The organism is Synechococcus sp. W55.2 (genome assembly GCF_047461635.1).
In the GTDB taxonomy this organism is placed as follows: Bacteria; Cyanobacteriota; Cyanobacteriia; order Thermostichales; family Thermostichaceae; genus Thermostichus.
The window spans coordinates 1-26,955 of sequence record NZ_JANSHM010000026.1; the positions used below are offsets into that span (position 1 = coordinate 1).

The window sequence follows — 26,955 nt, forward strand, 5'->3', positions numbered from 1 at the left end:
TGGTAGTAATCCGTACTGAACATATTATACATTATTTTCAGTATAGTTGAGCTTATTATTGACTAGAGTCATGCTCTTCTAAAGGCTCTGTCCCGCTGTCGCGAACGGCCATAACTTTCACCCAACCTCTAGCGGATAGAGTAGGCTGCTGAGGCGGCAGGCAACTGCAAGGATAGGGATCCCAGCGGGGCCAAGGTGGTGCCGGGGTAGTAGAAAGCGAGGATTTGTGCCGCGTTAAACCCCTGCCGAGCCAGGGTATAGGAGCCATACTGGCTCAGGCCCACCCCATGGCCAAAGCCGCCACCGATGAAGCGATAGCCTGCCAATCGCTCCCCTTGTTTCAGAGGCTCTATCCGAAACAGGGTGCTGTACAGCCGAGGAAAAGCCAAGCGTACCTGATCCTTGCGCAAAAGAATCGAGCGGATCCCTTCTGCCGTCTGCAAGTCCAATTGCATCACCTGCACCCGGCCACTGGCGGAGCGCTCCAGGATCTGCATCCCCGCGATGCTGCTCCAGGTGGGCATCGGGATCCCTAGGTAGTCTTGGCCGGCCCGCAACTGGGTGTTCAGCTCCTCCAAAGATAGGGAGAACTCCCAGCGGAATAGGCGGGATACTCCTGCTTCGTTGAAGCCCTCTCGCTGGGCCAAAAACGCCTGGAAGCTGCTCTCCTGCCGCAAATCCAAGGGCTTACCCGGTTGATGGGCAATATCCGCTTGCCGGCGCAGGTAGGGGCGCGGATCCCCGTCCCAAACGTCTTCAAAGGCCGCCGAGACGCCACCGTTGGTGGAAGAATAAACGGCATCCACCAGCTCGCCATTGTAGGTGAGCACCAGGCCACTGGTTTGGCGAATGGCCTCGTCAGCCCGCGGGTGGGTTCCGGTCAATCCCTTGTAAACCTGGCAGTGGGTATTGGCACAGAGCTGATAATCGTCAACCTGAAAGCGGTGGAGGTTCTTGAGGGCGTAGGTGCGCGCCAAAATCGCCTGGGCGGCCATCGCGGCAAAAGGGGCCCCTGGCCCCACCTCGTGGGGAACTACCCCCCGCAAATAGGTTTCCAGAGGCACGGCATTGACCACAGTGTAGCTGCCGTAGGCATTGGGCTGAAAGGTGATGGATCCGGCATAGTAGTGGTCGTTCACCCGTAGATAGCCGGCATCAGAGGTCACCCTGAGGCGGGTGCGGTGGTAGCGAAAGTGTTCATGGATCCAGCTCAGCTCCGCCCGTTCGCGTCGCTCCTGCACCTCGAGCCGCACATGGGGGATCCCTTCCTTCTGGGCATACTGCTGAATCTGGATCAGTTGTTGCGGGGTGTAGGCGCGGTTGGCCCACACCTGCCATTCTTGCGGCTGGGCGATCTCGGTGCTGATGCCCAGAGACTGCCAATGGTTGGCGTTGGCCTCGGCACTCTCAAAACTTTTGTGGCTGCTGAGGATTAGACGGTATACGGTTTCCGGGGTGGTCAGGGCGCGATTGACAATGCCGATGCTGACCCGAGGCGTTCGCTGGGTCTGGGTGCTGCCGTCTGCTTGAGGGAATTCCAGGGTGAGAAGGGATCCCGTCGGCGCCGCCAGCTCCACCTGATCCGTCTCAGAACGGCCAAAGCGTTGCACAATGCCTATATGCAGGATTGGGTTTTCGGGGGTGGCTGCCGTGGCCAAGGTCTCTTCACGAACTCCGGTCGCGTCGGCGGCATGGAGCGCCAAGGCCGTCAGCAACAGGCCCAAGCCGGAAATGAGGGTGCTCTGCTTGCAGGACGAAGTCCTTGAAAACCGGCGAGGTTTGGCAGTGGGAGGCTGACAACTGGCCATGGCCGCTTTATCCTAAAACACACCCTGTCGATTTTACCCGCATCTTTTCTGGCCCACCTGCAGTGGTCGCGTTAGCGGTGCGGAGCACCATGGATGCTTTTCCTCGCATGTCTGTTCCCGACGACGGGTTCCCAATCGCCACGGCGGGACGCCGCCCCTCTTTGCACAAGGGATCCGGCTGGAGGCTGGGCTGGGATCCCACCCGTTCCCCTTTTGTTGCGCTGGTGGGGGGAGAAGCCTGGGCGCTGGAGCTCACTCAGGAGGAGTGGCAAGCGTTTGTGCAGGGGGTGCAGCGCCTGCAGCAGGATATGGAGGCCATCGCCTCCCAACTGATGGCGGAGGAGGGCATTACGCTGGAGCAGACTTGCCCTGCTTTGACGTTGATTGCCAGCGGCAGCGCCACCGCCTGGGGCCTCTACGTGCAATTGCATCAAGGCCGGCGCGGAGAAGGTTTTTGGCCTGCTGATGTTGTCCCTGAGCTATGCCAGGCCCTCGCCCAATGCTTTCAGGAAGCTCTCTAGCCCCCTGAAGCCTGCAGTCTGGATCCCTGCCTGAGAGAACCCATGGATCTGCACCATCTGCACACCTACATTCGTCCCCAACAGCTTGAGGACTTGACCGCATGGGATCCCGGCTGGAACTGGCTGGCCGGGGGGACTTGGCTTTTCTCACAGCCGCAACCCCACCTGCGGGGACTGATCGATTTGCATCCTCTGGACTGGAACGAGCTGGAAATCAGTGCAGAAGGGTTAAAACTGGGGGCAACCTGTACCTTCCAGCAACTGTTGCAATACGATTGGCCACCCCATTGGCCAGGGATCCGCGCCCTGTGCGAGGGAATGGCGTCTTTGGCCTCTTTTAAGGTGGCCCACTTGGCAACGATAGGGGGAAATCTCTGCCTGGCCCTGAGTGTCGGTGTCGTAGCACCCGTGTTGATCGCCCTTGAGGCCACCTACACGCTGATCGATCTGCAGGGATCCCTGCGCCACATCCCCGCTCAGGACTTTCAAATCGGCCCCCAACAAACTCTGCAGCAGCTGGGCGAAGCCTTGCGATCCATCTGGATCCCGGCCCAACGGCTGCGCGGCCCCAGCACCTTTCAGCGGCTCGGCATCACCCAAACGGATCCCGCCTTGGTGATCGTCGCTGGATCGCGCGATCCCGACTCAGGCGATTATCGCTTCGGACTCAATGCTGCCCTTTCACCCCCACAACTGGTGCGGCTGGGATCCCGGCCCGATCCAGAACATCTTCCCCAACTTTTGGCAGAGCAAGCCCACGGCTGGATCGCGGATTTTCGGGCCAGCGCCCTTTACCGCCAACGCATGAGTGAGGTATTGATTCGCCGCTGTCTGGCAATCTTGCTCCGAGAGTAAGCCTGACCTCCCTGACCAAATGAGAGAGGATAAATTCATCTGCTGAGCTCCCAAAAACGAATGACCCATGAGAGTCCGCGGCGGCAGCAAGTGCCACCCCACAGACAACCGCGAAAATAGTTCACAGTGAACCCAGCTTTATCTGAGCTTAAAACTTGAGGCCAGTTTATAAAAAACTTACCCACAGTTGATAGCCAGTGAGGTTTTGGATTCAGGAGTTCGCGTGATTTGACAGGGAAAGTTTTGGATCCGCAAAGGGTAACCTGAAACCAAGGAAAGGCTGGAATACTGGGGCAAGCTCCTTTGGGTTTAGCCGGGTGCCTGATTTCTCCCGAAGCGGGACTGGAACTGCTATGAGTCGGTTTTTCCCTCATGAAGTGTATCTCCGGAGAATCCTCTTTCGTCTGGCCACTGCGGCTCCTCGTGGCATGACATTGATCGAGTTGCTGGTGGTCATCGTGATTGTCGGTACTCTCTGCGCGGTGGCCATTCCCAACCTGCTTAACCACATTCGCCGTTCCAGAGTTGCTGAAGCCCAAACAGCTTTGGCGACCGTTGGCCGTGCTTCGGAAATCTTCCGCATGGACTTTACGGTTTATCCCTCCGGCTACGCCGATATTCAATTCGGAGGGATCCACGGGGATCGTTATCTGCAAGATCCCTGGCAAGCCCCCAACTATCGTCTCCCCGAAGTTGTTCCTCCCACTCCTGGCCCAGCTGGCATGCGTTGGATGACGGAGTCTCACACCTACACAGCTGCTGGTGGGGATCCCCTGCGCTGTGACATCGGCCTTGGGGATCGCCAGCAAGAGGTTTTGGTCTCCGGCTACAACCTACACAACTCCTGCAACCTCTATCGTTGACCTGTCCAGGCAGGAGTCTGGCGGCTTGAGGAAGCGGGACTGGGCGGACTTGAACCGCCGACCTAGCGCTTAGGAGGCGCTTGCTCTATCCATCTGAGCTACAGCCCCTTGTCGAACATCCTACTGCTCTTAGCCCCCATCTCAGATTACAGCCCTTTTGCAGATGAGGTGATACCCGACCAGTTCTCATCATGCCCCAACTGGGTCTGGCGTTATCGGTTGTGTTGTTGACATTGACCTGCTAGACATCTTCTGTGATGCTAAGAAGTGTTAAGCTAAGGACTTGGATCCCAAACCGAGGTCAGCCCTATGGAATCCCTTTCTGATCCCTTCGTCAATCCCCCCATTTACTCTGCCATCGCCTTATTCAGCTTTTTTGCTGTTATCTTTGGCATCATTTTCAAGGACAATTTGGAATACCAGGTGGCCCTTTGGCAGCTCAACCGGGATAGCCAAGCGCAAATTCGCTACCGCACTCCTGGGGTGATCCTCACCTACAGTCTCTGCTGCCTGTTTACCTCTGGGTTTGTGGCCGCGTGTCTGAACGTGTTTGGCCTGTCTATGGCCTTGGCCGCCTGCGTCGGTGGGATCCTAGTGTTGAGCACGGCAGGCTTGGTGTGGTGGCAGTTGGGATCCCTGATGGCTCTGTTGGCTGCCGGTGGATCCCAGGCCATCGATATTGACTCTTACGGAGCAGGGGCCATTTTGGATTCTGAGGCGGCAGCACCCCCCGAGGGAGAATAGGATCTTGGAGTAGTCTTACCCCATGCCCTGGTCTAGCTGGATCAGCTGGATCCAGAAGAGCGTGCCTACAGAGTAGAGAAAGCTTAAGAAGTTTCTGGCCAACTTGTTAAAACGAGAGAACAAGTGCCAGCTCAGCTTTTGAAAAACGCCTCTTTCTGTAAAAAATTACAAATTATAGTCATTTCAAACTAGACTGGGACACTCCCCAAGCGTTCCGCCTCGCCTCCGTGACCGCTCCCAGAGGAGAGGGGAGCTAGAAAGCAATACAACGGAAATGTTTCATCCCTGTTTAAAATGACTATACTGGTTACAATCTCTCGCCACCCTCCTATTTTTCCCAGAAAAAATTACCACTTGACCCCTCTATCCTTTTCCTTTACTTAGACATTCTGGCTTCACTTGACTTCAGCTTGCTAGCCTTGCCTTGATGCAAAATAAGCAACGGAAAAAGGCTACCACTTAAGCAAGTTGAAGCTCTCCATATCGATAGTGGCGCGGTTGCGGTAGATCCCCAGCACGATGGCCAAGCCCACTGCGGCCTCGGCAGCCGCCACAGTGATGACAAACACCGAGAACACCTGGCCGCGAATCATCGCTGAATCGACAAAGTTGGAGAAAGCCATGAAGTTCAGGTTCACCGCATTGAGCATCAGCTCAATCGACATCAGGACGCGAATCGCATTGCGGCTCACAATCAATCCGTAAATACCAATGCAGAAAAGAATCGCTGCCACCACCAAGAAAAACTGCAGTTGCAACATCGCGATGAGCTCCATGTAGATACACAATGACAGGGGCCTCGGGAAAGCTCTAGGTTTTATGGCCGAGAGCAGTCAGCTTTAGCGGGTGCTCACCAGCTCTGCCGGTCGTTCTGACTCTGATTCCAGCTGGGGTCGGGCCCGCTCCAGCAAGCTCAGATCCCCTTCTCCGGCTTGGGGAAGAACAAACTCCCGCCGCGCCAAGACAATGGCTCCAATCAACGCCATCAGCAGCAAAACAGAAGCCAGCTCAAAAGGCAGAAGATAATCGCTGAAGAAGTGGCCGCCGATCACCAACACACTGCTCAAAGGTTGGATCGGCTGCAGCGGCCAAGGGGTGTTCAAAGCCATCGCGGCTAGAAGGGCAAACAGACCCAAACAGACCACCGCCGTCACTCCGTTGCGCAGCCAGCCCAGCTTCAGAGGAGCAAAGTTGTAGCGCCGATTCACCAACATGATGGCAAACAGGATCAACACATTAACCGCGCCGACGTAGATCAGAACTTGGGCTGCGGCCACAAAATCGGCATTCAAGAGGAGATACAACCCGGCCATGCTCAGGAAAACGCCCCCGAGCAGAAAACCGGAATAGACAATGCTGGGGGCCCAAACCACGCCTAGCGCGAAGCCAATGGCCATCGCCGATAGCACCACAAACGTAACCAGTTGTACGCCTTCTCCGAGGGTCATGAGAGATCCGTCCTTAGCCAGTTTCTATTGCTGCTCCCTTACCACTGTACTGTCCTGGCGGATTTAAGAGAAGCCCGACTCCTTTTTCAGATCGATAGAGAAATCTCTAGAGTTGGGTCTCACCAACTGCCGCCCGCTCCGCCACCTCCGCTGCTACCGCCACCGAAGTCTGAATCTCCACCTGAATCTCCACCGAAGTCTGAATCTGTGTCTGTGTCGCTGAGCTCGGGGATGACCACCTCTCGCTCGCTGCGGTACCCGCAGATAGGACAGCTCAGGATTTCCAGCTTCAAGCCGCTAGAGGAATAGGTGGCTTCCCTGAGAACCTGTGTGGTGAGGTCGAGGGTGAGGGCTTGGCACCGAGGGCAGTAAAGGTGTCGGGAGAGCGTGCCTTCGCGCACAACCACAGCTATTCCTTGACAGGTCGGACAAAACCAGCCGTAGTAGCGAGCTCTGCCGCGGCTCCTGGCCAGGCGATGCTCTTGGGGAAGGTACTTATCCAGAAGCTGGGGCTGGATGAGTCGCATGGGTCGACCACAGGCTTGACAGACCACTGGCTGAAAAGGGATCCCACGCTTCCGGCCCAAGGTGCCGTCAGTGGCCATAGCAGCCACAACCGGCAGAGCGAACCCCAGCCAGTTGCCGCTGGACAATCCTAGGAACACGCCAAGGCAGAGGGATCCCGAATAGAGGAAGAGACGAATGGGGTCGCTCTGAACCGAAGAGAGCACAGCACCTGTTCTTGGATCTCTGCGTGTCAGGGAGAGGACTTGTCTTCCCCCTCGCTCAGCCCTTAGAGAGACGGGCATGCGAGAGCGCTGCCACCCCAGTCCCAAAATGATGATCCCCAGCAGCAGCAGGATCCCTTCCACCAGGGAAGAATCAATGCCCTGGGCCACTGCCCCAGAAGAAGTTGCAATCGTTGAGGTGGTAACTCCAGAAGCTGCCGCAGGAACATTTGCAACGGGCTGGCCCTGCAACACCGAGGTCAACTGCCGCACCCCCGCCAGAGTGCCGCCATCAAAATCCCCATTGCGAAACCGAGGCAGGATCTGCTGGTCGATAATCTGCTGGACTCGGCTGTCGGGGAGGATAGCGACCAGGCCCCTGCCCGTTTCGATTTCCACCCGCCGATCCCCTACCGAGATGAGAAACAAAACCCCGTTGTTTTGGCCTGCCTTGCCGATCCCCCAGTAGTTAAATAGCTGCGTGGTGAAGTCTTTTGGTGTTGCATATCCCTGAGTATTCGGCACGGTAACCACTGCCATCTCGGCACTGGTGCGCTGCTCAAGCTGAGTGATAAGACGGTTGAGCTCGTTTTCGGTGCTGCTGCTGAGGATGTTGGCGGTATCGGAAACCCACCCTCCATACTGACGGCGGGGGTTGGGCACTTGTTCAAGGGTAATGGCCCAAGCGGGCTGCGGCAGCAGGGATACAACTAGCAAAACTGCCGCCCAAACTTTCGGCATGGCTTACCTGGCTGAGCGCTGCCTAGGTTCTAGCACAGCTGTCTCGGCTAGACTGGCAGTCCTTTTCCCAGGGAGAGAGGGGAGTTGGGGAACGGTTGAGACAAGCCGCTTCTTGTTGCTAGTAATTGTTAACAGCAACCGGCCCTCAGTCCGGCCAAGGGAGCCAGGCTTCTTCTTGCCATTCCACTTCAAAGCACTCCCGGGCGGCCTGGAGAAAATGTTCGATCAAAGCAGGGATCCCTGGCGCCGTGGGGCAAATGTCGTAGATACCAATCACCTGCGAGCCGGGCAGGTACTGTTCCCAGAGCGCTAGATTGGGCCGCAACAGGAGGGATCCCTGTTGCAAGATCCCCCAAGGCTGCCACAGTTGGGCGTTGCCCATGAGCTTTTTGCCCTGCCAGCTCAAGTCAGCACGGGTACGGGAGGCAAAGCAACTGGTCTTGTTGCGGTAGCCGGGATCCCGGTGGCTTCGGCCGTGAGCAAAAGCGGGCTCATCTATGGCAATGCCCAGCTCCGCCAACCCCTGCACCCAAAAGCGGCAACAGAAGTCGTACACCCAGGCCCGCTGCAAACTGGGCAACCTGGCTTGCAAGTAAGAAAGGGGCAACACCAAGCTGTAGGTCAGCTCTGCTGCATCCTCAGCCGCCTGATGGAGCACCGCCCTTCCCCCCGTGGGTCGGCGCACAATCGGGATCCCTGGCAGGGGATCTGGCCAAACCTGGTGCCGTCCCAGCGAGAGGGTAAGCTGATCCCAGCCATAAAAGCGCAGGCAGGGGTGAGGGTTATGGCGCAGCCGCTGCAGAAGCCAGGCATCCTGCTCCATTTGCCGGGCCCCAGAGGCCACGCGGTAGGGGAGCCAGTATCCCTGGGATCCCATCCTGGCAAAGCCAGACCTTAAACTTTGGGGAACTCCGCCTGGAGGGGCTCATCATATTCATCGGCCAAGCTGGCCACAATGGTGATGGCCCGGGAAATTTCGCCCGCTGTGATCCCTTCCAAGGTGCGGTAGTGGTTCAGCACCACCTGGTTGTTCCAGATGCAAAAGCGCGCCTCTAGGGTGTCGCTCCAATTCTTCTCCAGGAGCTTCTGCATCAGCTTGGCCGGTTCTGCCACCGGCAGAGAGAGAACGGGAGACCATACCAAAAGAGTGTCTTCTGGGGATTCGCCGCTCAGATGGACGAACACTTCTGCCGTGCCGTAGGTGAACTTCCAGGTGTGTCCCTGCTCATGGTTTTCGTAGGCCGCATCCTCCTTGAGGCTGGAAACCACCGCCGAGACAACCTCAACGCAGCGAAGGGGCTCTGGAAAAACCTCTGGCGAAGGGTTAAAGGTGCTCATGAGCGGCTCACTGTAGACCATGGTCTTCCCCCTATTCCCTATCCAACCACCTCAACTATACCGCTATACCGCCTAAGACTCCGACCTATCCGGTCATCGCTTTGGGATCCTCAACTCAGGCGAGAATGAAACCGTTGGCAATGGTTCACTAAGTGGCCGGACAGGTGAGGACAAGCGATCCCCCCCGCCAACTGGAGAGAGAGCCTGTTCAAAAGTCTTTCGAAGAACCTGAGGGAAGCTCTATGGAATCTCCATCTCATCTCCCCCAGAAAGCCATTGGTATTCTTGGAGCCCTGCCCGAGGAAGTGGCCATGCTCACCGCAGCAATGGAAACCTGCTCCATCCATACCCATCTGGGGCGACAGTTCCACCAGGGATCCCTGGCGGGGCAACCGGTGGTGGTGGTACAAGGTGGGGTGGGCAAGGTGCGGGCGGCAACCACGGCGGCTCTGTTGGTGGCCCATTTCCCTTTGCAGGGGATCATTTTTACCGGTGTGGCCGGGGCCTTGGCCGATCACCTGCACATGGGAGATGTGGTGCTGGCCCATGCGGCGATTGAGCACGACTTTGGCACCGGACGACCCGAGGGCTTTGTCTTGGGGATCGACTTTATCCCAGAGCTGCGCCACCCCTTGGCAGAAGCCGATAGCGCTCTCTACGACCTGATCGTGGCCCACCCCGAGCGGATCCCTCTCCACCCCCTACAAGGCCGGGATCCCGTCATTCATCAAGGCTTGGTGGCCACCGGCGATGTGTTTGTGGCCGACGCAGACCTACGCCGACAAATCCGAGAACGCACCGGCGCTTTGGTTGTGGAGATGGAGGGGGCAGCCGTGGTGCGAGTAGCGCAAGAAGCCGGGATCCCTTGTTTGCTGGTGCGCTCGGTTAGCGATGCAGGGGACGATACGGATTTCTTGAGCTTTTTTCAAACAGCAGCGCTCAACTCAGCAGCAGTTGTCCGCACCATCCTGCAAAACCTGCCCCCCTCCTTGCCTTAGCCCAAGTGCGCAGATCCCCTCCTCTAGCGCAAAAGACGCAAAAGAGGAGTTGGGCATGGTTGCGTTCGCGTCAGTTGTTCATCTCCCGCTCCAGCTTGGCCATCGAGATCTGGCTTTCCAGGCGGGAAATGCCTTCGCGAAGGGTTGCCACCTGTGCTTCAACTTCATCCAAAGATTTGCGAACCGCTTCTGCCGCGCTCATGTGCTGGTTGCGCCGGACCAAAGCCTCGCGGGCAAGGTCATCTTGGTTCTGTTGGCTGGCTTTCTCAGCTCTGACAAACCAATCTTCGGCCTTTTGCAAAATTTCGTCGTACCGCCGTTCCAGTTGCTTGCGACTGGCCAGGGTTGTGGTGAGGCTGCGCTGCAATTGTTTCAGATCCCGCTCCATCTGCCGGATGCTCACCCTTTGTCGGCTGGGCTTTCTCCACAGCACCTTGCTCAGACCCACCATCACCACCGCAGTAGCAATCCCCACACCCGCAGCCGCCGCCGGATTTTCACGAATCAAAGAACCATCCAAAACATTGACCCCCGCAAAGGCCGAGGTTTGCGTGGCCGTCTCCCGAAACTCCCAAGGCATCACCAGATTGCGCTGCTGCCAGAAGCCCAACCGTGCCGCTTGGGCCCCCTCTTGAGCTTCTAAGTAGCGCTGCCGATTGGCCCCGTGCAAAAAGCGCTCATAAACCACCGCCTGACCCTGGCGCAACATCTCCAAATTCACCAAACCATCGGCGTTGTACACCTGGGCAATGTGAAGCCCTTCCGGTGTGACATAGAGGGTATCCACCTGCACCAGGGATCCCGTCGGGAGCAAGTTTTGCAAAGCCTCTTGGGATAGCCGCCCCCAGCGCCCTTGGGTCAGCTCCGGCGCATCCACATAGGCCAGACGGAAACGGGTTGGCCTGCCGTTCAAGTCCGCCCAAAAGGTGTCCCCATCTACCACCGACCGCACCCGTGCCGTCCCGGAAGATTGTGCTGCCGCCGGAAGAACAAGCCAACTGCCCGAAAGGACAGCCACAGTCATCAGAAGGGAAGTTCTTGAGGTCATGGGGGTCACTCCTATTGTGCAGAACAAGAACAAAAGTTAAGAAATAATAAGATAGGGAAGTTTCGGGAACCAACCGGAACCCCAGACCGTCTCCAGGACTTGCTACGGGGCTGGCCACTGTTTTCGCATTGCAATTTCTCATTGCAAAGTCAGCAGGGCCAGCTACTCTCCACGTGAGAGAGGCAAACTTTTCCAGCGGAAAGCTGCGGCTCTTGAAGAGTCGGCCCGTTGGGTTGGCTTAATTTGGGTTAGAGTTTAGCTCACCTTTTGGGGCAACGTCACAGCCCTAAGGCGCAATCTTTATCCCCCGGATCAAATCACAGGCGCAAGCGATAGGGTTCTTCGTCGGGGAAGTCGGGCAGAGGAGGGGGCAGGATCTCGATCTCTCCGGTGGGCAGCGTTTGCAGCACCGTACCCAATTGGGCCAGTTGTTCCAGGACGTACAGGCGGGTATCCCGGTCGGTGGTGGAGTTATACACGCTCAGCCAAACATCGAATTGGGAACGGCGGCTGAGAGGACTGCGGGCAATGTTATCCCCCAACTGGCGAAATTCATCTCCAGGCAGGCCCACCTGCTCTCGCCAGGCAGCGGCTTGGTAGTAGTCATTGCGGCCCGCTTCCGCATCCCCCAGAAACATGAAGTTAAGTAGAGCACGATCCACGTAGAGTCGCCAGGCGTCAGGGTTGTTTTGGGGGTTGAACTGCTGCAAGCCGCGATCCAAAATCTCGACGGCTTTTTCCGGCTGGCCAGCCCGATAGGCCAACACCAAACTGGAGAGCCGGTAGCCCAAGAAGAAACGGGGATCCAGCCGCAGCATGTGATCGAAGTAGTCGTAGGCCAGGCCATAGCCAGTCAGGGTGCGAGCCGGGGCATCCCCGTAGTACTGGATCAGCTCCAGCCACAGCCAGGAAGCCCCCAAGTTGCGGTAGCCCAGCCACCCCAGCGTATTGGCCAGGGCAATGTTGCGGTTTTTGCGGGCCTCGGCATTTTCCAATTCTCCCAGATTGATCCGCTCCAGCATCGGCAATTGCAGCCGCACCACCAGGATCCCACACAGAAACGCCCCCCCAACGGCGGCCAGAGTGCCTGCCAGGGAGAAGCGAGAGCGACGACGGGGCAAGGAAGCAGTAGCCATGGCAAGTTTTTTGCGGATCCCTGAGGCTGTCGCGACCAGGGCTACACTCAATCATAAATTGAACCGTTGAGCCTTTCCCCTGCCTATGGCCAGCTCTGCCCTCTCCGCTTCGGAACGAGCCTTGAGCCTTTACGAGGCTCTGCCCTACCCTAATGTGCCCCTCTCGCAGACGGCTCGCAATGCCTTGCCGGAGATGTTTAAGATGAGCTACACCACGGCTCAGTACCTGCGCACCCATGCTATCGTCCCGCCAGAGGGCAAGGTTTTGTTGAATGCCGGCTGTGGCTCCGGTTGGGAAACGTTGATGATGGCTGAGGCCAATCCAGGGGCCCAGATTGTTGCCTGTGATCTGTCTCCGGCTTCGGTCAAGCTTACCGAGGAACGCCTGCGCCACCACGGCTTCACAGATGCCGAATTTTATGTCCTCAATCTGCTGGAGCTGGATCGCCTGGGGATCCAATTCGATTTCATCAGCCTCAATGATGTTTTGTATTTGCTGGAGGATCCCACCGAGGGCCTGCGGGCCATGAAAAATGTCCTCAAGCCCGATGGCATCATCCGGGCCAATCTCCACAGCCGCTACCAACGGCAGGTGTTTTTCCGCTTGCAGGAAGCCTTTCAAAAAGTGGGCCAATTTGACGTTCCACCGGCTGTAGGGGCGCAAAATGTGCGGGAGTTTATGGGATCCCTTCGGGAAGAAGTGGCCCAGGCGGTGTTCTGGAACCCGGCCAACTATGCCGAAGATGCGGCCATTATGAATAATTACCTACTCTCCAACGACAAGGGGTTCACGATCCCCGACCTGTTTCGCATGTTGCAGCAGGCGGGGTTGAGCTTTTTGAGCTTGGTGGATAGGCCCGACTGGTCGGTGGAGTCTTTGTTTAAAGAGGTGCCTGAGTTTGTGCGGCAGCGGTTGGCAACCCTCAGCATCATGGAGCGGCTGCATCTGTATGAACTCCTTCGCCCTGTCCATCGCCTCATCGACTTTTGGGCGGAGCATGCCGGCTCTTCGCCGGTGCTGCCTTGGAGTGACGAAGATTGGCTGTCGGGATCCGTACAATTCAATCCCCTGTTGATGGACAACCCCCGCTTTCGCCAGGAGTACAGCAAAGCCCTGCAAGAGAAGCGGCCCTACGAAATGCAGTGGACAGGGGCCACCCACGGGCGGATCAGCATCCCTGCCGAGAAAGTGAGCTGGTTGGCGCCACTGCTTCAAGGACCAACGCCGGTTCGAGAGCTGATTCAACAGGCCGTCCAGTTGGGATCCCCAGATGAAGAACGAACAACCGCTGAGGTGCTGACCTTCCTAACTGCCCTAGAAGACTTTCTTTTTTTGATGCTGCAGTAGGCAGCTCCCCAAGTTCTGGCTGCCCATACCTGTCTGTTGTTTGTAACCTATGAGTCAGATGTCTGCCCGGTCGGGATCTTACTGGCGCGCAACCCTGACGCGGTGGTTCCCACAGCCTCTGGATCGCTGGGTTGCCCGGATTACCCTCTGCAACCTGGCCATCGGGGTGATCCTGGTGGTGTTGGGCAACCACACAGCTCCTTACGTGCGGGACTTTAACTGGCAACAGCAACGGGTGGGGGCGCAAGAAGTGCAGATGGTGCTTACCTTTAACCGCCCGATGGATCCCGTCAGTGTTGAAGAGCATTTGGAGATCCAGCCCCCTCTGCCAGGCCGAATGCGCAAGCTGGGTCGCCGCTTTTTTTGGACGCTGACAGAACCAGCCCCTTACGGCCAGACCTACCGGGTGCGCCTGCAGGCAGCGGTAGATGAACGGGGCCAGCCCATGGCCCAGCCCTTTGAGGGGGAATTCCGCACGCCGGATCGGCAGTTGCTGGGGATCAGCACCGAACCTGCCCAGCGAGGGCGAATGTTTCTGTTCAATTTGGAGACGGGAGCCGCTACTCTGCTGACTCCAGCTGGGCTCAAGGTAACCCAAATGCAGCCCAGTGCTGATGGCCGCTTCGTGTACTATTTCGCCACGGCCACCAACCTACAGCACCAGGATCTGTACCGGCTGGATCTGGAGGATCTGTCTTCGCGGTTGCTCCTGGATCATCAGGGTTACCAAAACCTGCGCTTCCAAGTCTCGCCGACGGGGGAACTGGTGGTGGCAGAGCGGATCCCGCTGCAACGGGATCCCATGGCTGCCGTCCAGACGGAGCTGTGGATCCAGAAAACGAGCCGGGATCCCTTTGAACGTCTAGAGCTGGATACGGCGGTGGGGGGAGATTTTTTCATTAGCCCCGATGAGAGCAGCCTGCTCATCTCGCAGGGACAGGGGGTGGGGATCGTACCCTTGCATCCACGGGCGGCAGCGGAGAGCTTTCTAGCCCAGTTCGGCCAAACCTTAGCCATCCGCCCCGATGGGGCTTTCGGGGCTTTGCTGCGCTTCAATCCCGACTACACCCGCAGCCTCTCCATCGTCAGCAATACCGGCAACAGCGAGGAGATTTTGAGAACCCAGGGATCCATCCTGAAAGGGGCTTTTTCCCCGCGGGCGCCCATCTTCTACGCCTTGGTCAGTGAGGTCTCTCACGTTAGCGGTGCGGAGCATGATTCTGTTGGCGAGGTCGCGATGGACTCCCCCAGCTACACCGAGTCGCCCCGCCTGCTGGCGATAACCCTCGGCACTGGCAACACCACCCAGGGGGAAGCAGGCAACGTCGTAGAGGTAGCTCGAGCCGACTATCCCATCGATCTGGACTTCAGCATTTCCCCGGATGGACGCATGCTGGCCTACACGCTCTTGGAACCGTTCCCAGGGATCCCGGATCCCTAGGCTCCCCTTAGCCGTAGCGGGCAAGCCATCATGGCCTCGCAAGTGTGGTTGGTGGATTTGCAGGACGGGCTGCCCATTCCTGATGGACAAAGTGGTTCGCACCGCTGGCGGGAACGCCGCCTACCGCTGGGCAGCAGCGCCCTAGCCTGGATCCCTTAGGGCGAGAAAGCCACTTGGAGAACAAACCTGCCTAGAATCAAGACAGGGTGTGCGAGGAGAGGTGATATGCGGCTCATTGACGAGCAGGGGCGGCTTTTGGGAAAGGTCAGCCTCTTGGATCTGGGAGCTCTGGCAATTGTGGTGGTGGCCATTGTCGCCGTCTTGTTCTTTCCGGGTCGGCAGGCGGGCAGTGTCGTCCAGGTGGGAGGTGGCCCCACGCTGCCGGTGGAAGTGGACATGATTGTGCGCGGGGTCAGCAGCCGCTCTATGGAACCTTTTCAGGCGGGGCAGAAGGCTGACCTGATCATCCGCAACCAGCCCTACGGCCAGGTGGAGGTGGTGCGAGTGGAAAATGTCAGCCGCACGGTGCCAGTGGTTTTCCCCGATGGGCGGGTGCAGAACTTGCCCGATCCCGAAGCCTATCGCCTCGATCTGGTGTTTACCTTGCGAGGGCGCGGCCAGCGGACGGAGAATGGCATCGTCCTGGGCAACAATCGCGTCAAAATCGGTGTTCCCCTAGAGCTAGAGACCTTTGACTACAACTTGCGCGGCACCGTGATGGACGTGCGGCTGCCGCAATCGTAGAGGATGTCAACTCCAATGCAGCTACAGGAGATTGCCCAAAAGTTGGGATGTGCCTACGAGGGGGATCCCACCCTGGAAATTCACGGCGTCGCCAGCCTGGCGGAGGCGCGTCCGGGAGAGTTGAGCTTTCTCAGCGAGGCCCGCTACTTGCCCCTGCTGGAGCAAACCCAAGCCAGCGCGGTGATTGTGGAAGAATCGACCCCTTTGCCCCGTTCCATTCCCTGTTTGCGCGGCAGGGATCCCCGTCTGCTGTTTGCCCAGGCCATCGAGCTGTTTTACCAGCCCTACCGCCTACCGGTGGGGATCCATCCTACAGCGGTGGTGGATGCCAGCGTCCAACTGGGGGAAGGGGTGGCAATCGGGCCGCACGCGGTGGTGATGGAAGGGGTGAGGATCGGCGACCACACCCAAATTCATCCCAATGTCACGATTTATCCCCAGGTGCGGATTGGATCCCGTTGCCAGCTCTTGGCCAATTGCGTCATCCACGAGCGCACAGAAATTGGCGACGACTGTCTGATCCACAGCGGCGCTGTTATCGGCGACGACGGCTTTGGCCACATTCCTCTGGCAGATGGCTCCTGGCGGCGCATGCTGCAGGCGGGCCGAGTGGTGCTGGAAGACAACGTGGAGGTAGGCAGCAACACCACCATCGACCGGGCCGCCGTTGGCGAGACCCGTATTGGCCGCGGCACCAAGATCGACAATCTGGTGCAAATTGGCCACGGCGTGCGCACCGGATCCCACTGCCTGATCGTGGCTCAGGTGGGCATTGCCGGCAGCACCCAGTTGGGCCACCGCGTCATCTTGGCTGGGCAATGCGGCCTGGCCGGGCACCTGCACATTGGCGATGGCGTGCGCGTGGCTGCCCAGACAGGGGTAACCAGCGACGTCTCCCCTGGTCAAACCGTGGCCGGCTACCCCCATCAACCCATTGCCGAATGGCGCAGGAGCATGGCAGTCCAACGGCATCTGCCCGAGTTGCAACGTACCTTGCGCAAGCTGGAAGCCCGCGTGGCTAAGCTGGAGCAGAGTAGCGAGAGCTAGAGAAGAACTTAGACCCTCATATAGAGCGAAAAAATCTGCAGTCGAGGCCTTAGTTTCTTGCTGAAGGCAAGCTAGGGTGACAACAGACCAAACAATCTGAAGATCTCGGTGGAGCGCCGGCTTAAGAGCCGTAGGAGTTTGGGCTAGGGAGCCAGGTGCTTTGGTTGGAGAGTAAAGGGAGAGACTTGGTCAATCTTTCTATAGTTACTAACTTCTTTCAAATAAACAGCTAGTCTACCGTAGAGGATCTAGCGAAGGAGCTTGAGGCATATATCTCCTATTCAAGTAGCAGAGATTTGCGCGATGTACATCCATTATATCTCCTCTCCAAAGAACATGCGTTGGGCTAAGGATCTGGTCAATTAAGCGCCTATCCTCCTCTGAGTGAGATTCTAAGTAAATCACCTTGATATCTCCTAACCTACTGTATAAGTCTCTCAAAATCTGCAGCTCACAACCTTCAGTGTCTATCTTCAAAATATCAATTCTTCGAACGCCAATATCTTCTAGGAAAGAGCTTGCTTTCCTCAGACGGACAAGGTGAGCAAAATCACTGCATAAGCTTCTATGAATTGAACTGCGACCAGTCCCTTGCAGGCCGCTGTAGAAGACCCTAGTGACGTCATCGCTGTACAGACCAACTGGGTACACGCAGCAGTTTCCTATAGCGAGAGAGTTTATCTTTAGTAAGTGAACTGCTAAAGGCTCTAACTCGAAGCAGTAAATGAATGCATCCTGATAAAACGCTCGGAAGTAGGCACTCGAAATACCGATGTTTGCCCCTATATCAAGAATTACTTTCACGTCTGAAACAAAATCCACAATCGGATAGGAACTCTTCTCATTGAATATCTCTTTCACAATCTCTCCTACTGTTGGATCGTTATTATACACCCTTATGTTAACTACATAGCCATCTTGCCTAGCTATGCTTAGAGTTCCAGTGTTCATTAGCTTGCCTATAACATTGGAAAATTCTATTTGGTTGTCAGATCCTAAAGCGAAGACGAACTTCGACTTGACTGGCTGACCATCTAACTTGTATAACCTCGTGATTAAAACATCCCAGTCGTCTTCAGAATCAAGGCCCTCTTGTAAAACTTTGATGCGATGCAAGATCCTATCGTCGTGTGGGAGATCGGATATGGGAAATCCAGATTCAACATAGAGCTCTACTCTTGGCAAATCCAACAAGTCTGCCACGATTGCTAAAGGACATTCCCTGCTAACTAGTACCTTAAGCCGCTCTTCAACTCGGTGCAGCTCTTGAGTAGATTCGTAAATGGCTAGCCTTGTACCTATGAGATTCTCGTACGAGTTGCTGATAAAGAAGCGAGGATCAGCGCTAGCTGTGTAGAAGTCAGGTAGCTCGCCTCTGAACACCCAATTCATTAGGTCAGCTATCCGATACCTTGGGTGCCAGTCCGAAAAAAACTTCTTGTAAGCCCTTCTAGCTATTTCTAGAGCTAACTCTCGATGACTTAAGTAGAACTTAATCTTCTCTACTAGATCGTTCTCAGAGTCATAGACGTCGCAATATAAGCCAGGGGAGAGATAATCATCAAGACCGGCTGCAAATGAAAGGTAATCTGTCAATAGGAATCCCCCGGCAGAAATAATCTCAAGGCTCCTTAGGCTAAACTCAGCGTTTAAGCTACAGTTAAGCGAGATTACAGAATGAGCGAACAAGTGAGCACTTTGCTCTCTGCTGTCTGACTTTGTTACCAAAGGTATATCAGTCTCTTTTAGGACGTTGAGCAACCGAACTTGTCTCAGATGAGAGGTATCCTCATGATCCAAGAAAGCAACCCTGTTTTCTCTGGTTTCTACCCATTCATGAGTAACTGTATACATGTGTATAAGAGGCAGCCAGGCTAGGTTCCTGAACCCCGCTGCTGCAAACCAATGTAGGTGCTGACGGCTAAGGGGAGCAACTATGTAGTCAAATTTCTCAACAGCGCAGTAAGCTAAGAGGTAGTTGATTGGGAAGGATCCCTCATGAGTGGCTGCAGCAAGCAAGACCGTCGGGCACCCTATTTTCTTAGTGTTGATAGGGACAGCAGTCTCACTGCTAGATGCTAGAACAACTAGTAGGTCGAACTCCTTGTTCTCAATTTGAGGGGATTGCTGAACAAACTCATAAACATCGTATCCTGTTGTCGGACATTCAATGAGATCCTGAGGAGCGTTAGAGAATTCTGTCGATTTTCCTCTTGGACACAAAGTCACTTGTTGGCTAGAAAAGACTGGAGGAGACATACGGTCTGGCGGAATCGGCCAACTCAGTAGAACACGAGGCTCTAGAGTTTTGCCTTCCATGGCTTACTCTCCTGTTGTAGTCATCACAGAGATCCAGCTTGAAGAAAAAACCTATATAGGCAATCTTAACGTCCTTAAGCCGCTCCTGCAAGTCGGCTAGCGGCTTCGCTTTCTCCTCACCTATAGCTATCCATAAGCACACCGATTGACTCTAAAACTGGCCTCTACATGGCAGAACTAGGTTTTCCCTAGGGGATCAGCTACTCTCCCCTACACTTTGCTAGACTTTCTTTTGACCTCTCTATCAGCACAGAGTGTTGAAACCAACTTCCACTGTTCAGGATCCAGTCTCACTCTTGACGGGACTTTACCAAGAGACACAACTCTCTGTGCTCAGCAGCCCCCGCTTGCCGCTGAGAGAGCGACTGCTAGGCTGTCCACAGGAACTTAGTAGAAGACAACGAGCTAAGCACCAGACGGATTTGCTCATCTCCGTTGCTCAAACCTGGCTGCAACCGCCTTTCGATGATGGGCAGCTATTATGAGCCGGCTGCAGCGAGGCGCTTGAAGAGCGAGGTTTTGGGGCTGTACTTGGTGAAATGGCAGGGTAGCTTCCGAGACATCAAGACCACGTGGATTTGGTGAGCTATAGAAGCAGAGGAGTCGATGCCCGCTGAGGCTGAGCGAGAGCACCAACGGGTTGAGCTGGCTGAGCAACGAGCGGATCTCCTAGCCCACAAGTTGCGAGAGCTAGGATTGGATCCCGATGCCTCATACTAGATCCAGCCTTTATCCTGAGCCCTCAGCCGCTAACCCAAGAGGTAGCTAAAGAAAAAGTGAGCTTCATCACCCGCGAGCAACTGGCAGAGCTCATGCCCTCGGCCCGGGGGCTGCTCAGCGATGAGCCCGAAATGGAACACTCCCTTCATGCCCTGCAGCTTCTGATTCTGGTGAGCTGCCTCACCCGCATCTGGCAGGATCGCAACGACTACTTCCTGTCTTGGAACCTTACCGTTTACTACAGCCGCGACCAACTCAAAACCAAAGACTTCCACGGCCCAGATCTGTTTTTGGTCAAAGGGGTAGAAAACCGCCCCCGCCCTTCTTGGGTGGTGTGGGAAGAAGGTGGCAAATACCCAGACTTGATCATCGAGCTGCTTTCGGAATCGACTGCCAAAGTGGATCGGGGTGAGAAGCGGGAGCTTTACGAAAGGATTTTCAGGACACCGGAGTACTTTTACTATTCTCCGGAGACGCAGGAGTTTATGGGTTTGCGACTGAGGGGGGAGAAGTACGAGGAGATTGAGCCAACGGAGCAGGGCTGGCGCTGGAGCGAGATGCTGGAGCTGTATCTGGGGATCCATAACCAACAACTGCGCTACTTTTTCCCCAATGGGGAGCTGGTGCCTACTCCTGAAGAAGCTGAGAGAATCGAGCGCCAACGTGCTGAGCAAGAGCGACAGCGAGCAGAGCGCCTGGCCCAGAAGCTGCGGGAGCTGGGGGTGGATCCCGATACCTTGTAAGGGTAAAGAGAGGAGAACTGGCAATGACTAACCCGAACCCAATTACTGAGGTGCTGGATCCGGTTTATCTACCCGAGTTGCCCCCCACCCAAGACGAGCTCCCCTACGACGACAGCGAACCTATGGAAAGCTGGCGGCACAGGTGCCAGACGGACTTGCTCATCTCCACTACCCAAACCTGGTTGCAGCAGCGCCCTGATGGCTTTGTCGGTGGCAATATGTTTCTCTACTACAGCTTGGAGCAGACCAGCGGCCGCAATTTCAAAGGGCCGGATTATTTTGTGGTGTTGGGCGTGCCTAAAGGCGAGCGCAAAAGCTGGGTGATTTGGGAGCAGGGCAAAGGGCCGGACGTGGTGATTGAGCTTCTTTCTCCCAGCACTGCCCAGGAGGATAAAACAAGCAAAAAGCAACTTTATGAGCAGATTATCCGGGTGCCGGAGTACTTTTGGTTTGACCCGTTTGATCCAGAAGACTGGGCGGGGTTTCGGCTGAGGGGCGGCCGCTATGAGCCGATTAAAGAGGATGCAGAGGGTTGCTTGCCGAGCGAGGTTTTGGGATTGTGCCTAGTGAAGTGGGAGGGCAGGTTTCGGGACATCGAGGCCACCTGGATTCGCTGGGCCACTGCTGCTGGGGAACTGGCACCCACCGAGGCCGAACTGGAGCGGCAAAGGGCTGAGCAGGCCGAACAACGGGCAGGGCGCCTGGCCCGGAAGCTACAAGAGCTAGGGGTAGATCCAGACGCCCTGTAGACAGCCAAGTAACTCAAGACAACAGATGGATCCCTAGGAGGCCAACAGCAACACAGGTAGCTTTTGAATAGCAGGCCGTAATCCCTTGGGAAAGCGCTCCCGCTTCAAGAGATAGCGATAGTTGAGTTGGGGAATAAGTCTCTCCCATTGATAGGGGTTCAACCTAGCCACTACAGAAGAGAATGGATCTCTGCCTAGCTCCAGCCCTACTTCCATGAGCTTGAGAACTACGTTGCCCGCAGCTATCTCCAGAGTCTGATTGGCTAATTTCGGATCCGGGTCTCCCAGGAAGATCAGGGCATAGTCTTCTGGGTTGGGGCTACGTAGAATTGACTCCAACAGAACCTCCAACTCTTGCACAAGCTGCTCTGTCTCCATCTCCCAGTAGGGGAAAAGACCCACGTTAATCTTGCTTAGACGGATCCCTTCTGGTTTGAAGGTTTGTATCGAACCATCTGTAATTACCAGCCAGTTCTCAGAGGGACTTAACCATACAGCACTAGGCCAACCCTGCACCTCTAGGCTATCTGGCTTCCAGCCATATGGCTCAGCTACACTGTGTAGCCGGAAGAAGACTCCAAGTTCCTGCTCGAAGTCATGAACAGCCTTTGCACATTCTTGCCAGTCTTGGTAGTCATCAACTTGGATAAACCCCCTGGGGTTAACTTGATGGTAGAGATGACGGAAAATATCCATCGCTGACTGATACCAGTCAGCATCTGCATGCAGCAGAGCAATCTCACCCACTTGCTCTCGATAAACAGGCAAGGTGTCGGAAAAGAGCCCCGGCACAGGAACAATGAGATCCCAGACCCCTAGTTCCCTGGCAATCACCTCTAAGTTCTCCGAAATGGGTGCCGCTAAAGCACCGGATCCAAAACCCGTATCATTGGCAGCAACTCCTCGGTAATCGATATCCACTTCTGTTGGCTCGGGCATACCCGAGAAGGTATCAAAGGCGTACAGCTTGCGAGGTCGACGGCTGTAGTTCTTAATCACCCAGGCCAGCAAAGCTGAGCTTCCACCCCTGCAAACACCACATTCTACAAAGTTCCCAGGAATGTCTTCTTCACAAACCTGCTTAGCCAGTGAATAAAGGCTCCAAAGACGCTCAAAGCCCAGCAAGGTAAAAGATTTAACTTTCTCTAGCACCCTAGACAACTCAAGGTTACAGACCGGATAGTCCTTGAGGTGCTCTGGCAATGTCCAATTCACAGCAGGGTCTGGAATATGCTCAACGGGCTTGACATTGCCTCGCCAGGCCACTCCCATAATTTGCATGGTCTGGTAAATCATCGTGTTCCAGCCCCTGTCTCTCAAGTAATTCAAACCTTCAGCCACATCCGGCGAGGCTAGATCATGAAACAGAATCAAGGCATCCTCAGCAGCATAGCGCTCCGCTACCTGAGCATCTTGCAAGGGGGCTGGTGAGGTGTGGTCTCCATCGATGAAAATCAGAGACCAGCGGCGATTCTCTGTCTTGGCGATTACCTTTGCTGGGCTATAGCCAGGGTAGAGGCTGACGTTGGAGCGGACTCCAGCTGAGCGGAGAGACTGATCAACGCTTGCATGGACTTGAGGATCAGCCAGAGCAGGGTCCACCACATCAAGGGTAACTCCTCCTGCTGCCAAGTGAGCGGTTGACCAGCCTAGCCAGCAGCCAATTTCTAGGGCGTTTTTTCCTTTGAACTCAAGTGCAGTGTTGTACAAGATGTGCGCCTCGTCCCGAGTGACAAAGCCAATACCAGGTTGACGTCGATCTGCATACCGAAGGTGAGGAATCTGTTTATTCAGATGGGGATAGGTCTCAGAACTCGGATCAAGAGCGACCATAAAAGGAAAGCCATGGTCAAGACGTATTCTTCTGAGGCTAGCCGCTACGTAGTCGTACCTCCTAGCTGGGTTAGCTACTGGGCCTGGATACCGAAGGCTGACTTCAACCTTAAAGCCCTCAGTTGTAAGTGCAATGTGAGTTGGTGCTAGCTTAGCATCACCTGCAAGATGCATGATCCCTATTGGATTGTGGGGTGGAAAACAATCTACCCAGAGCTTCCTTTGTGGATCCCATAGAGGCAGTTTTTGGTGGCAAGCCCAATGACAGTGTGAAGGCAGTAGTTCAACATTATCTATTCCACAATCCCTATAGATCGTCGCATTTAGAGCGTGCTGCTCTCCGTAGCAAGGCTTATCAAGGCCTCTAAAAACGCGAGATAGATTTGAAATACATTGACCTAGTCTATACTTCCATCTTAACCAAACGAAAGAGTCACTGCGTCCAGAGATTGCACCGACGTTTAGGACTGGCATCAGGTGCAGGTTGCTATGCTCTGGAGTGCAGTCCGTGAGATGGAAGTAGTCCCAGTATTTTGCAAAAAGAAAACTTACGTGAAGAGAAACCGAAGGAGCAAAGAGAGTATTTAACGGCTCAATAGCGATTGCAAAGCCTTTGTGCCTAGCTCCTAGGATAAAAAGCTCGATTGCAGACCAATCTTGTACCCAGGTATCTGCATCAAGCCAGATGTAAACTTCATAGCCTGGAAAGTAATCAGCAATGAAAGGTCTACAAAACTGCGCCTTAAGATAGCCGGGCTGCCTATCAATATCAGGAATGTCATAAGTCCACCCTGGCTCAACGATATAATCAACATGCTGACTTATCCACTTTAGCTGCTCGGGTGTACAACCCACATCGAGAAACGCAATATCTACAGAGCTTCCCTGCGGCTTCTCTCGTATAGAGAGAATAGTCCCCTGAACTAACTCAAAAAACTTGCTGTCAGCACCTGTAACGATGATAGTTGAGTTCATAGCTCCTAATTTTCCTCCAACAACAATCTTAGCCATCAGGAAGAAAAAACAAGGGCATGCCCCCAGGCAGAAAGTAGGTGCCTATAACACAGGCAACCTCTGGACAGCCAGCCGCAGGCCTTGAGGAAAGCGCTCGTGCTTCAGAGGATAGCGATAGTTCAGTTGGGGAATCAGCCTCTCCCATTGATGGGGGTTCAACCCAGCCACTACAGAAGAGAATGGATCTCTGCCTAGCTCCAGCCCTACTTCCATGAGCTTGAGAACTACGTTGCCCGCAGCTATCTCCAGAGTCTGATTGGCTAATTTCGGATCCGGGTCTCCCAGGAAGATCAGGGCATAGTCTTCTGGGTTGGGGCTACGTAGAATTGACTCCAACAGAACCTCCAACTCTTGCACAAGCTGCTCTGTCTCCATCTCCCAGTAGGGGAAAAGACCCACGTTAATCTTGCTTAGACGGATCCCTTCTGGTTTGAAGGTTTGTATCGAACCATCTGTAATTACCAGCCAGTTCTCAGAGGGACTTAACCATACAGCACTAGGCCAACCCTGCACCTCTAGGCTATCTGGCTTCCAGCCATATGGCTCAGCTACACTGTGTAGCCGGAAGAAGACTCCAAGTTCCTGCTCGAAGTCATGAACAGCCTTTGCACATTCTTGCCAGTCTTGGTAGTCATCAACTTGGATAAACCCCCTGGGGTTAACTTGATGGTAGAGATGACGGAAAATATCCATCGCTGACTGATACCAGTCAGCATCTGCATGCAGCAGAGCAATCTCACCCACTTGCTCTCGATAAACAGGCAAGGTGTCGGAAAAGAGCCCCGGCACAGGAACAATGAGATCCCAGACCCCTAGTTCCCTGGCAATCACCTCTAAGTTCTCCGAAATGGGTGCCGCTAAAGCACCGGATCCAAAACCCGTATCATTGGCAGCAACTCCTCGGTAATCGATATCCACTTCTGTTGGCTCGGGCATACCCGAGAAGGTATCAAAGGCGTACAGCTTGCGAGGTCGACGGCTGTAGTTCTTAATCACCCAGGCCAGCAAAGCTGAGCTTCCACCCCTGCAAACACCACATTCTACAAAGTTCCCAGGAATGTCTTCTTCACAAACCTGCTTAGCCAGTGAATAAAGGCTCCAAAGACGCTCAAAGCCCAGCAAGGTAAAAGATTTAACTTTCTCTAGCACCCTAGACAACTCAAGGTTACAGACCGGATAGTCCTTGAGGTGCTCTGGCAATGTCCAATTCACAGCAGGGTCTGGAATATGCTCAACGGGCTTGACATTGCCTCGCCAGGCCACTCCCATAATTTGCATGGTCTGGTAAATCATCGTGTTCCAGCCCCTGTCTCTCAAGTAATTCAAACCTTCAGCCACGTCCGGCGAGGCTAGATCATGAAACAGAATCAAGGCATCCTCAGCAGCATAGCGCTCCGCTACCTGAGCATCCTGCAAGGGTGCTGGTGAGTCATGATTCCCATCGATGAAAATCAGAGACCAGCGACGATCCTCTTGCTGGGCAATCTCCTCCACCTTCCCTGGGCTGTAGCCAGGGTAGAGATTGACATTAGAGCGAACTCCAGCCGAGCAGAGAGACTGGTTCACGCTCTCATAAGCCAGTGGATTTTCCAAAATTGGATCGACAACATCGAGAATAACTCCTCCTGCCGCCAGGTGCGCAGTTGACCAACCTAGCCAACAGCCGATCTCCAAAGCGTTTTTTCCTTGTAGCTTAAGGGCAGTGTTATAAAGAATGTGGGCTTCATCTCGACTGACAAAGCCAATACTAGGCTGGCGTTGATCTGCGTACAAAAGATGTGGAACTTCTCTCCTCACATAAGGCCAAGGGTGAGATTGTGGATCGGTAGCAGCTAGAAAGGGAAAGCATGGGTCAAGGTTTACTATTTTTTGATTTGCCGAGACGTAGTCGTATCTCTTGACTGAGGTAAGTTTCTCAATGGGGTAACTCAGGTATGTTTCAACTCTAAAACCCTCGGTTGTAGGTACAATGTGAGTTGGCTTTTCCTTAGTCTGGCCCGAAATATGTACAATGCATAGAGGAGTGTGAGGTGAGGAAGGATCCACCCAAAGCCTCCTCCGAGGATCCCATAGAAGTTCCTGGTAATTAGCTAGCCAGTTACAACTCAAGGGCAAGAGTTCAACTCTATCCAGACCTAAGTCCTTGTAAATAGCTACGTTTAAAGCAAATTGATCTGTGAGGATGTCAAGGCAGTTATAAATGGCTTGACTCAGTCTTCTGCTCCACGCTGACCAGTGAGGAGATCGCCCAGTCCCAGAAAACACACCGGCATTCAGCAAAGGCTCTATCTCTAAACCAGCAAAATCCGTGTAGTGAAAGTAGCGACTATATTGCAAAGCTATCCAAGCGTGTCTCAAGGATCTGGTGCTGTGTTTAGCAAATAACTCCGGGACTATTGCAAAGCCCTTTCTTTTTGCTCCCAAAGCAAGAAGATAAATTGCAGACCAATCTTGCACCCAAGCATCTGCATCAATCCAAATATAAACTTCATAGCCTGGAAAGTATTCAGGAAGGAAAGGCCTAGAAACTAGTGCCTTGAGATACTTGGGTTGTCTATCAATGTCGGGAATATCATAGTTCCAACCTGGCTCAACAATGTGGTCAACGTACTGACCTATCCATTGCAACTGCTCCGGTGTACAGCCTACATCCAAGAATCCAATATCTACAGAGTGCCCCTGAGGTTTCTCTCGAATAGAGAGAATGGTCCCCTGAACCAATTCAAAAAACTTGCTGTCAGCAGCCGTAACGATAATGGTTGAGTTCAT

Annotated in this window: 23 protein-coding genes and 1 tRNA gene; 12 read left to right on the forward strand and 12 right to left on the reverse strand. The window is 54.8% G+C overall.

Going from position 1 to position 26,955, the window contains the following annotated elements:
* Positions 1-128 precede the first annotated feature (128 nt).
* On the reverse strand, positions 129-1,808 hold the full coding sequence (locus NW828_RS06990) for a SpoIID/LytB domain-containing protein (protein WP_414382810.1): 1,680 nt from the start codon (positions 1,806-1,808) through the stop codon (positions 129-131).
* 89 nt (positions 1,809-1,897) lie between these two features.
* Between NW828_RS06990 and NW828_RS06995 the strand changes: the two genes are divergently transcribed.
* The 3 genes from NW828_RS06995 to NW828_RS07005 all read left to right on the forward strand — a co-directional run bounded on the left by NW828_RS06995 (position 1,898) and on the right by NW828_RS07005 (position 4,047).
* Complete coding sequence (locus tag NW828_RS06995) at positions 1,898-2,329, forward strand: DUF1818 family protein (RefSeq protein ID WP_414382812.1); 432 nt, start codon at positions 1,898-1,900, stop codon at positions 2,327-2,329.
* Between the two features lie 42 nt (positions 2,330-2,371).
* The gene (locus tag NW828_RS07000; protein ID WP_414382814.1) at positions 2,372-3,184 is read left to right on the forward strand and encodes an FAD binding domain-containing protein; all 813 of its coding nucleotides are present in this window, start codon (positions 2,372-2,374) and stop codon (positions 3,182-3,184) included.
* Between the two features lie 428 nt (positions 3,185-3,612).
* The gene (locus NW828_RS07005) at positions 3,613-4,047 is read left to right on the forward strand and encodes a type IV pilin protein (protein WP_414382815.1); all 435 of its coding nucleotides are present in this window, start codon (positions 3,613-3,615) and stop codon (positions 4,045-4,047) included.
* A gap of 34 nt (positions 4,048-4,081) precedes the next feature.
* Here NW828_RS07005 and NW828_RS07010 read toward each other — a convergent pair.
* Positions 4,082-4,155 (reverse strand) — tRNA-Arg (locus NW828_RS07010).
* A 201-nt stretch (positions 4,156-4,356) separates the two neighbouring features.
* On the opposite strand from NW828_RS07010, the gene NW828_RS07015 reads away from it, so the two are divergent.
* Entirely contained in the window at positions 4,357-4,791 is a 435-nt protein-coding gene (locus NW828_RS07015; RefSeq protein ID WP_011432900.1) for a hypothetical protein, read from the forward strand.
* 452 nt (positions 4,792-5,243) lie between these two features.
* Here NW828_RS07015 and nuoK read toward each other — a convergent pair whose 3' ends face one another.
* The 5 genes from nuoK to NW828_RS07040 all read right to left on the reverse strand — a co-directional run bounded on the left by nuoK (position 5,244) and on the right by NW828_RS07040 (position 9,067).
* Entirely contained in the window at positions 5,244-5,549 is a 306-nt protein-coding gene (gene nuoK / locus NW828_RS07020) for an NADH-quinone oxidoreductase subunit NuoK (RefSeq protein ID WP_414328814.1), read from the reverse strand.
* Between the two features lie 81 nt (positions 5,550-5,630).
* Entirely contained in the window at positions 5,631-6,239 is a 609-nt protein-coding gene (locus NW828_RS07025; RefSeq protein ID WP_011432903.1) for an NADH-quinone oxidoreductase subunit J, read from the reverse strand.
* A gap of 119 nt (positions 6,240-6,358) precedes the next feature.
* Positions 6,359-7,708: a TPM domain-containing protein gene (locus tag NW828_RS07030; RefSeq protein ID WP_414328807.1), complete on the reverse strand. Its 1,350-nt coding sequence runs from the start codon at positions 7,706-7,708 to the stop codon at positions 6,359-6,361.
* A gap of 145 nt (positions 7,709-7,853) precedes the next feature.
* Positions 7,854-8,585, reverse strand: coding sequence for a lipoyl protein ligase domain-containing protein (locus tag NW828_RS07035; RefSeq protein ID WP_414382817.1), 732 nt, complete (start codon positions 8,583-8,585; stop codon positions 7,854-7,856).
* Between the two features lie 17 nt (positions 8,586-8,602).
* A complete protein-coding gene (locus NW828_RS07040) occupies positions 8,603-9,067 on the reverse strand; it encodes a YbjN domain-containing protein (RefSeq protein WP_414328810.1) in 465 nt (154 codons plus the stop codon).
* A gap of 221 nt (positions 9,068-9,288) precedes the next feature.
* On the opposite strand from NW828_RS07040, the gene NW828_RS07045 reads away from it, so the two are divergent.
* On the forward strand, positions 9,289-10,044 hold the full coding sequence (locus NW828_RS07045; RefSeq protein ID WP_414382819.1) for a 5'-methylthioadenosine/adenosylhomocysteine nucleosidase: 756 nt from the start codon (positions 9,289-9,291) through the stop codon (positions 10,042-10,044).
* Positions 10,045-10,114: 70 nt separating this feature from the next.
* Here NW828_RS07045 and NW828_RS07050 read toward each other — a convergent pair whose 3' ends face one another.
* A complete protein-coding gene (locus tag NW828_RS07050) occupies positions 10,115-11,068 on the reverse strand; it encodes a PspA/IM30 family protein (RefSeq protein WP_414382821.1) in 954 nt (317 codons plus the stop codon).
* A 341-nt stretch (positions 11,069-11,409) separates the two neighbouring features.
* Complete coding sequence (locus tag NW828_RS07055) at positions 11,410-12,228, reverse strand: hypothetical protein (RefSeq protein ID WP_414382822.1); 819 nt, start codon at positions 12,226-12,228, stop codon at positions 11,410-11,412.
* A gap of 85 nt (positions 12,229-12,313) precedes the next feature.
* Between NW828_RS07055 and NW828_RS07060 the strand changes: the two genes are divergently transcribed.
* From NW828_RS07060 to lpxD, 5 genes are all read left to right on the forward strand, one after another.
* Positions 12,314-13,576, forward strand: coding sequence for a class I SAM-dependent methyltransferase (locus tag NW828_RS07060; RefSeq protein WP_414382824.1), 1,263 nt, complete (start codon positions 12,314-12,316; stop codon positions 13,574-13,576).
* Positions 13,577-13,634: 58 nt separating this feature from the next.
* Entirely contained in the window at positions 13,635-15,017 is a 1,383-nt protein-coding gene (locus NW828_RS07065) for a hypothetical protein (protein ID WP_414382826.1), read from the forward strand.
* Between the two features lie 30 nt (positions 15,018-15,047).
* A complete protein-coding gene (locus NW828_RS07070) occupies positions 15,048-15,176 on the forward strand; it encodes a hypothetical protein (protein ID WP_414382828.1) in 129 nt (42 codons plus the stop codon).
* Positions 15,177-15,242: 66 nt separating this feature from the next.
* A complete protein-coding gene (locus NW828_RS07075; protein WP_414329249.1) occupies positions 15,243-15,761 on the forward strand; it encodes a DUF4330 domain-containing protein in 519 nt (172 codons plus the stop codon).
* A 15-nt stretch (positions 15,762-15,776) separates the two neighbouring features.
* Entirely contained in the window at positions 15,777-16,808 is a 1,032-nt protein-coding gene (lpxD, locus tag NW828_RS07080) for a UDP-3-O-(3-hydroxymyristoyl)glucosamine N-acyltransferase (RefSeq protein ID WP_414382855.1), read from the forward strand.
* A 234-nt stretch (positions 16,809-17,042) separates the two neighbouring features.
* Here lpxD and NW828_RS07085 read toward each other — a convergent pair whose 3' ends face one another.
* Positions 17,043-19,127 (reverse strand): FkbM family methyltransferase, encoded by a 2,085-nt coding sequence (locus NW828_RS07085; protein WP_414382830.1) that lies wholly within the window; start codon positions 19,125-19,127, stop codon positions 17,043-17,045.
* A gap of 776 nt (positions 19,128-19,903) precedes the next feature.
* Here NW828_RS07085 and NW828_RS07090 point away from each other — a divergent pair.
* Positions 19,904-20,590 carry a Uma2 family endonuclease gene (locus NW828_RS07090; RefSeq protein WP_414382832.1) on the forward strand — a complete coding sequence of 229 codons (687 nt, stop codon included), beginning with the start codon at positions 19,904-19,906 and terminating at the stop codon, positions 20,588-20,590.
* Positions 20,591-20,613: 23 nt separating this feature from the next.
* Positions 20,614-21,339: a Uma2 family endonuclease gene (locus tag NW828_RS07095; protein ID WP_414382834.1), complete on the forward strand. Its 726-nt coding sequence runs from the start codon at positions 20,614-20,616 to the stop codon at positions 21,337-21,339.
* 33 nt (positions 21,340-21,372) lie between these two features.
* Here NW828_RS07095 and NW828_RS07100 read toward each other — a convergent pair whose 3' ends face one another.
* Positions 21,373-24,183, reverse strand: coding sequence for a TylF/MycF/NovP-related O-methyltransferase (locus NW828_RS07100; protein WP_414382836.1), 2,811 nt, complete (start codon positions 24,181-24,183; stop codon positions 21,373-21,375).
* 45 nt (positions 24,184-24,228) lie between these two features.
* Positions 24,229-26,955, reverse strand: coding sequence for a TylF/MycF/NovP-related O-methyltransferase (locus NW828_RS07105; RefSeq protein WP_414382838.1), 2,727 nt, complete (start codon positions 26,953-26,955; stop codon positions 24,229-24,231).